The organism is Thiobacillus sp. SCN 63-57 (assembly GCF_001725555.1).
Lineage (GTDB): Bacteria > Pseudomonadota > Gammaproteobacteria > Burkholderiales > Thiobacillaceae > Thiobacillus.
In genome coordinates this window covers 1-7,199 of sequence record NZ_MEGP01000054.1, presented here as the reverse complement: position 1 = coordinate 7,199, position 7,199 = coordinate 1, and the positions used below count along the sequence as shown (strand labels likewise).

General features: G+C 62.0%; 8 protein-coding genes. All 8 read left to right on the top strand.

What is annotated here, in order from left to right:
• Positions 1 to 357 (top strand): copper chaperone PCu(A)C (locus ABT23_RS14540; RefSeq protein WP_296636864.1); only part of this gene is annotated, 357 nt, incomplete at its 5' end.
• Between the two features lie 180 nt (positions 358 to 537).
• Complete coding sequence (locus ABT23_RS14535) at positions 538 to 1,761, top strand: sialidase family protein (RefSeq protein ID WP_296636862.1); 1,224 nt, start codon at positions 538 to 540, stop codon at positions 1,759 to 1,761.
• Positions 1,762 to 1,763: 2 nt separating this feature from the next.
• Positions 1,764 to 2,258, top strand: a complete 495-nt coding sequence (locus tag ABT23_RS14530) for a TlpA disulfide reductase family protein (protein WP_296636861.1) — start codon at positions 1,764 to 1,766, stop codon at positions 2,256 to 2,258.
• Between the two features lie 20 nt (positions 2,259 to 2,278).
• Positions 2,279 to 4,543 carry a TonB-dependent receptor gene (locus tag ABT23_RS14525; protein WP_296636859.1) on the top strand — a complete coding sequence of 755 codons (2,265 nt, stop codon included), beginning with the start codon at positions 2,279 to 2,281 and terminating at the stop codon, positions 4,541 to 4,543.
• A gap of 2 nt (positions 4,544 to 4,545) precedes the next feature.
• On the top strand, positions 4,546 to 5,211 hold the full coding sequence (locus tag ABT23_RS14520; protein WP_296636856.1) for an energy transducer TonB: 666 nt from the start codon (positions 4,546 to 4,548) through the stop codon (positions 5,209 to 5,211).
• Between the two features lies 1 nt (position 5,212).
• A complete protein-coding gene (locus tag ABT23_RS14515) occupies positions 5,213 to 5,941 on the top strand; it encodes a MotA/TolQ/ExbB proton channel family protein (RefSeq protein ID WP_296636853.1) in 729 nt (242 codons plus the stop codon).
• Positions 5,942 to 5,944: 3 nt separating this feature from the next.
• The gene (locus ABT23_RS14510; protein ID WP_296636851.1) at positions 5,945 to 6,364 is read left to right on the top strand and encodes a biopolymer transporter ExbD; all 420 of its coding nucleotides are present in this window, start codon (positions 5,945 to 5,947) and stop codon (positions 6,362 to 6,364) included.
• A 312-nt stretch (positions 6,365 to 6,676) separates the two neighbouring features.
• Positions 6,677 to 7,199: OmpW family outer membrane protein (locus ABT23_RS14505; protein WP_296636848.1), on the top strand; the 523-nt coding region annotated here is incomplete at its 3' end.

Here is a 7,199-nt window from a genome sequence, read left to right as displayed (position 1 = left end):
CATGCCTGGGTGCGTGCCACGGCACCTGGCCAGAAGGTAGCGGGTGCGTTCATGGAAATCACAGCCGACCGGGACATGGAACTCGTCGCGGGAACGACCCCCCGCGCAGATCATGTCGAACTGCATTTCATGCGCATGGACGATGGCGTGATGGAAATGCGCGAGCTTGAATCGATCAAGCTGCCGAAAGGCGAAACGGTCAGCCTGAAACCGGGCGGATTGCATGCCATGCTCATCGGCCTCACATCGCAGGTCGTGGCGGGCGAGAAAGTGCCCATGACCCTGACGTTCAGGGACAGCCAGGGCAAACAGGAAAACGTCGGCATCACGCTGGATACCGCCTCGCCCCGCCATTGACCGCGGCGACGCTGCGGCAATTTGCCACATTGTCGTGACACGTCGCGCACCCTACACTCGTCCCGAATAGAAACCAATAAATTTCCTGAATGTTTTCAGGCCGGTACGGATTGCCGGGCGAATACGCGGTAGCGGTTGCCGCATATTCGCCCGCATCCGGCCAGGGGGACGAGAGACATCATGATGAGCATTATGAAAACGGCTCCCGGCCGCTGGGGCCTGGCGCGGACCACCGCCGCGCTATTGCTGTCGGGGTACGCGGGCGCGGCCTTGCCGCATACGCACATGTCGCCGGAAAATCCGGGACAGGCCGTCGCGTCCCGACCGGCAAAACCCACGCTGGCGATCGGGGCCACCGTCGACGCGCAGGGCCGGATCTGGCTCGCCCGGGTCGAAAACCGGACGCTCCTGGTTTCGCATTCGGCCGACGACGGCCAACATTTTTCTGCTCCGGTCACCGTCAACGCCGAGCCGGAAAACATCGGGGCGGAAGGTGAAAACCGGCCCAAGATCGCCGTCACCCGCAATGGCACGGTACATCTCACCTGGACGCTGCTGCTGCCGCAACCCTACACCGGCGAGATTCGCTACGCGCGCTCGACCGATGGCGGCAAGACCTACTCGGCCCCCATCACGATCAACGACGACAAGCGCCTGACCAGCCACCGTTTCGATTCGCTGGTTTCAGATAGCGGCGACCGACTGGCCATCGTCTGGCTGGATGGCCGCGACCGGGATGCCGCGAAGGAGCAGGGCGTGGCATACGCTGGCACATCGGTGTATGTGGCGCGCTCCGACGATGACGGTGCCAGCTTCCATGCCAACCGCAAGTTGGCCGAGCATACCTGCGAGTGCTGCCGGACGGCGCTGGCCTGGACAGCGGATGGTCCCGTCGCCCTATGGCGCAACCTGTACGGATCCAATACGCGCGACTTCGCATTTTCCTATCTCGATACGGGCAAGGTGCAGCGGCTGGCCGATGACGAATGGAATATCGATGCCTGCCCGCACCATGGCGGCGGGATTGCAACCGGCGACAACGGCACGCTGCACGCGGTCTGGTATACCCACGGCAAGAACCGACAGGGGCTGTTTTACCGGCAGGTGAAAGGTGACCGGATGTCGGCGCCCATGGCGTTCGGCAATCCGCAGGCCCAGGCCGGCCACGCCACCGTGGCGGCTGACGGGCAGATCGTGCTGATCACCTGGCGCGAGTTCGACGGCCAGGCTTACGGCGCGATGGCATTGCTGTCGAAGGATGGGGGGGCCAGCTGGAGCGCGCCGCACCGTATCGCGACGACTGCCGATGCCGCGGACTATCCGATGCCCCTCATCCATGACGGCCGGATGCAGGTCGTGTGGAACACGCTCCGCGAAGGCGTCCGAATCCTGGAGGTCGAGTGATCATGCTGCGTCGTCTGTGTCTTTTTCTCGTGTGTCTGGCCGCATGGCCTGCATCGGCAACCGAGCCTGCCCGCTTCGATTCGGGCAGCCTGGCAAAGATCGAAGCGCGGTATGCGGGCAAGCCGTTCATTCTGAGCCTGTGGTCGGTCAACTGGTGCGGACACTGCATCGACGAACTGACCATGCTGGGAAAACTGTCGAAAAACGAAAAGACCCTGCCTCTGGTATTGGTCGCGGTCGACAGCCCGGAGGATAGCGACGCGATCCGGAAAACCCTGCGCAAGCTCGGGTTGAGCCATGCAGAGTCCTGGGTTTTCGACGATCCCATCCCCGAACGCCTGCGCGCCGCCATCGACCCTACTTGGCAGGGGGAACTGCCGCGCTCGTATCTGTACGACAAGGCGCATCGGCGCCAGGCAGCAGTGGGCACGCTCGATGAGGCCAGGCTGAAGTCCTGGCTGGAACAACAGGGACAGCGATCCGGCACCGCCAAATAGAAAACCAACAAGGGAGAACCATGAAACGTAAAACTTTGGTGCTGGCTCTCGCCAGTACGCTGGGTCATCCTGCCGCCTGGGCTGAAGAGCAGGCCTTGCCGGAAATGGTCGTCAGTCTGCCGCGCCCGGCCGTGGTGACGAACAATCCTTCGCCCTCGGCCGAAGTGAGCCAGGACCAGATGCGCGAAATGAACGTCATCAACGTCGAGGATTCGCTCAAGTACACACCGAGCCTCTTCATACGCAAGCGCTATGTCGGCGACCGCAACGGCATCGTTGCCAGCCGCACGGCGGGCAGTCTCCAGAGTGCGTGGTCTCTGGTTTATGCGGACGGTCTGCTGCTGTCCAACCTGTTGGGCAATTCCTACAATTTCCCGCCGCGCTGGAACATCGTCGGCAGCGAGGAAATCGAGAACATCGAAGTGCTGTATGGTCCATTCTCGGCGCTGCTGCCCGGCAACTCGGCTGGCGCCACCATCCTGATCAATACGCGCAGGCCGCAGCAGTTCGAAGCCCATGCACGGGTCCAGGGATGGACCCAGGACTACAAACATTACGCCACGGACGACACTTACCGGGGCCATCAGGAACAGCTTGCGCTGGGTGCGCGGGTGAACGGCAGCCTGAGCTGGTCGTTCCTGTTCAACCATCTCGATACGCATTCGCAGCCGATCAACTTCGCCACGGCAGCCGTCCCCGCAGCCAACAACGGCGCAGGGACGCCGGTCACAGGCGGCGTGCCCTACACCAACCCGACGAACGTCCCCAGCATGATGTTCGGCGCGACCAGCCTGGACCATTCGGTGCAGGACACGATGAAAATCCGTCTGGCGTACGACTTCACGCCCGACACGCGCGCGGCCCTCACTTATGCGTATTGGCAGAACGACAGCTTCAGCGATACCCGGACCTACCTGCGTAATGCGTCGGGGCAATCGATATGGAGCGGCAGCGTCAATATCGACAACAAGAACTACACCGTCAGCACGAGTGCGCTCGCCCCGTCGGACAGCAACACGCAGAACCAGTTGCTGGGCCTGAGTCTGGACAGCCGCCTGTCGTCGGACTGGTCGATCGAACTGAGCGCCTCGGATTATTCCACCCCTCGCGACATCACGCGGACGCCGACCACTGCGATTGCAGGCGGGCTCGGCCAGCCGGGCTCGGCAGGCGGGGCAGGCACGATCACGTTCGGCGACGAGAGCGGCTGGAAGACCCTGGACGCCCGGGCAATCTGGAAACCCGGCCAGGACAGGAAAAACCACACCGTCACCTTCGGCTACCATTACGACCACTACACCTACAGCAGTGCCAAATACGCTGCATCCAGCTGGACCGACGACAGCAGCATTGGCGCATCCCCCGTCAGCACCACCATGGGCGACACCCGCACCGATGCCTTTTTTGCGCAGGATGCGTGGAAGTTCGATCCGCGCCTGACGCTCACGCTCGGCTGGCGAACCGAGCGCTGGCAGGCCTTCAACGGCTTCATCAGCGGCTATGCGCCGATTGCCAGCCGCGACGACACCTACCACTCGCCCAAGGCGTCGCTCGCCTGGCGGGCGGCAGGCGACTGGCTGATCCGGGGTTCGGTTGCCCGCGCTTACCGCATGCCGACCGTCACGGAACTGTTTCAGACCGAGAAAAAAAGCGGAACCACCTATATCAGCGATCCCAATCTGAACCCGGAAAAAATCCTGGCGACCGACCTCACCGCGGAGCATGCACTCAGGAACGGCAACCTGCGCCTGTCGCTGTTCGACCAGCGCACCGACAATTTCCTGACCAGCCAGCTGAATCTGATCACCCTCGTCAGCCGCGTGCAGAACATCGGCCGCACCCGCGTCACGGGCGCCGAGGCGGCGTATGAAGCGGTGGACTTCCTGGTGCCTGGACTGGATATCAATGGCAGCCTGACCTACACCGACTCGGAGATCCTGTCCGATCCGGGTAATCCCGCTCTCGTTGGCAAGAAGGTGCCACGCATCCCTGACTGGCGCGCCTCGGTCTTCGCTTCCTATCGCTTCGACGAACACTGGACCGGTTCCCTCGGCCTGCTTTACAGCGGACTTCAGTTCGGCAACCTGGATAACTCGGACACCCATCACAACGACACCGGAAGCCTGAGCAAGTACACCACCGTCGACGTGAAACTCGGCTACCGTTTCTCGAAACTGATTCGCGCTTCGTTCGGGATCGACAACCTGACCAATGAAGATTATTTCATCGGGCCGCATCCTTTCCCGAAACGCACCTATCAGGCCGAGTTGCGTGTGGATTACTGAGCATGCTGCGTCCACGGCAGTACGCATTTGGCGCGCGCCTGGCAGGCCTTTCCGCCGTGCTCGCCCTTCACGGGGCGTTGCTCTACAGCCTGTGGCACTACCGTGTGCTGCCGCCGCCCGCCGAGGCGGCGACGTTGTTTGTCGACCTGTTGACCGATCCTCCCAGGCTTGAGCCGCCGAGGCCGGACCCGCCCAAGCCCAAACCAGTCAAACGCGAACAGCCCGTTCAACCGCCGCTCCAGCAGCAGCTGGCCGCACAAACGCCGGTCGTGTTGCCGTCCGATCTGGTCGCGCCATCCTCCTCACCTGAACCTCCCAGGATCGAGGCACCGATCGAACCTGCGCCGCCCGCGCCGCCGCCAAAGCCTGTGGGCCCGGCCGTGTTGAGCGGCGAACTCGCGCTGACCTGTCCGGACCGCGCGCCGCCGTCCTATCCCGCCATTTCCCGTCGTCTCGGGGAAGAGGGCAAGGTGGTGCTGCGCGTGGAGCTCGACGAAACGGGGCGGGTTGACCGCGCCACGATCAAAACCAGTTCCGGTTACGCACGCATCGACGAGGCCGCGCTGGCCACCGTCAGACGCTGGCGATGCAGCCCGGCCAGCCGCGATGGCGCAGCCGTGCGCGCCGTCGCCATCCAGCCGTTTAATTTTGTACTCGAAGGACGATGATATGGATACGAACATAGGCTTTGCCCATTTCCTGGCCCAGGCCGATACGCTCGGGAAAACGGTATTGTTTCTGCTGCTGGCACTGTCGGTTGCGAGCTGGTACCTGATCGTGACCAAGACGATCGCCAACTACCTGGCGAAGCGACGCGTCGAAAGCTTTCTCGAACAATTCTGGGCAGCCGATTCGCTGCAGGAAATCCGCACCGCCTTGCACAGACAGCCGCGCGATCATGCTTTTGCCGAACTGGCGCATGATGCACTGGAAGCTGCCAGCGACAGCGAAAAGCATGGCCTGCACAAGCTGGCAGCCGCAGGTGGCCTGGGTGAATTTCTCACGCGTCTGCTCAGAAACGGCATCGACCAGGAGGCGACGCGTGTCGAGCATGGCCTGACCATCCTGGCCTCGGCGGGATCGGCCGCCCCCTATATCGGCTTGTTCGGCACCGTATGGGGGATCTATCACGCACTCGTCAATATCGGCCTGTCGGGGCAGGGGACGCTCGACAAGGTCTCCGGCCCGGTGGGCGAGGCGCTCATCATGACGGCGATGGGGCTGGCCGTGGCGATTCCGGCCGTGCTTGCCTTCAATGCGTTCAACCGGCGGAACCGGGTGTGGCTCGCCCGGCTGGATGCGTTCGCGCATGATCTGTACGCCATCATCACCGTGGGCGAAAAGGCCAACAGTTCCGCCGGCGAACCCCGTCCCCTGCATATCGTGAAGGAGGCCTGAGCCATGGCAATGGGAAGCTTTGACCCGCGCCGGGGGCCGGGGCCGATGGCCGATATCAACGTGGTACCGCTGGTGGACGTGATGCTGGTACTGCTGGTGATTTTCATCATCACCACGCCCTTGCTCACCAACGCAGTCAAGATCGACCTGCCCAAGGCAAGCAGCGCACCCAATGTCACCAAGCCGGATCATATCGAACTCGGCATCCGGGAAAACGGCGATCTCTACTGGAACGGCGAGCGGGTTGCGATGGATCAGTTCGCGCCGCGTTTTGCCGAGGCCGCAAAAAAGCAGCCACAACCTGAGCTGCATATCCGCGCCGACCGGCATGCCGAATACGAACCGGTTGCGAAAGTCATGTCGCTGGCTGCGCAGGCCGGCCTCTCCCGTATCGGGTTTGTGACCGAGCCCGATCGGCTCTGACCATCCAAAAGACGATCGGCCCAGGGTGGAGGAGGGTATGTCTCCATCCGGGTGACGTTACGCAAGCGTTCCAACGGGCATCCGCGTAATTCTTTAGTTTTCCACTCAATCATGGGCACCCACCAATGGCATCTTATTGCCGGTTGGTGACTTTCCAGCTGAATAAATCATGCGCACAAAACCGGAAATTTCGCACTCAGGGATTTCCCTTGTCTGGCCAAGGTTTCATACGTGAATAGTACGGTAGTACTACCAATTTACATGCTAAGGCCGTGCCCCTGTAATAGAAGTGGCGTCTTTATCCGAGTTGTGATGAAGCGCAAGTTTTCATTCTATTTAGGGGCCTTCATGAAAAAACATAACTTTCTCCCGTCTGTCCTGGGCGTTCTCCTGGCTGCCTGTGCCGTATCTGCTCATGCCGATCCGATCGGTCTGGACGTGAGCGTCGGGCTGGTGAATATCCGGCCTGATATCAAATCCCCGGTCGTGGGAGCGGATGCCACCAACGAGGTGGTGCCCATTGCGAACTTCACGTATTACCTGAGCGAGCACTTTGCCCTGAACACGGCTGCCGGCATTACCCGCCACGAATTCAGCAATGCGGGCGGCATCCTGGGCAAGGCATCCATGGCCCCGTTCCACTTGATGGCGCAGTATCACTTCATGCCGAAGGCGGATTTCATCTTTGCCATGGCCTCGCCCGATTCCTCGGCCGTCATGTTGAAGGCCGTACCCATCTTCACGGCGTGCTCCACAAAGCCCACCCCGCCCTCGCCACCCAGCAGCTGCTTTTCGTCCAGGCCGGACTGGCCGCCGACCATGTCCAGGCCGAGGA

What these genes read in the sequence shown, in the direction of transcription:
- ABT23_RS14535 (WP_296636862.1), top strand. Translation starts at nt 538, where the DNA reads ATGATGAGCATTATGAAAACGGCTCCCGGCCGCTGGGGCCTGGCGCGG.
- ABT23_RS14510 (WP_296636851.1), top strand. Translation starts at nt 5,945, where the DNA reads ATGGCAATGGGAAGCTTTGACCCGCGCCGGGGGCCGGGGCCGATGGCC.
- ABT23_RS14525 (WP_296636859.1), top strand. Translation starts at nt 2,279, where the DNA reads ATGAAACGTAAAACTTTGGTGCTGGCTCTCGCCAGTACGCTGGGTCAT.
- ABT23_RS14515 (WP_296636853.1), top strand. Translation starts at nt 5,213, where the DNA reads ATGGATACGAACATAGGCTTTGCCCATTTCCTGGCCCAGGCCGATACG.
- ABT23_RS14530 (WP_296636861.1), top strand. Translation starts at nt 1,764, where the DNA reads ATGCTGCGTCGTCTGTGTCTTTTTCTCGTGTGTCTGGCCGCATGGCCT.
- ABT23_RS14520 (WP_296636856.1), top strand. Translation starts at nt 4,546, where the DNA reads ATGCTGCGTCCACGGCAGTACGCATTTGGCGCGCGCCTGGCAGGCCTT.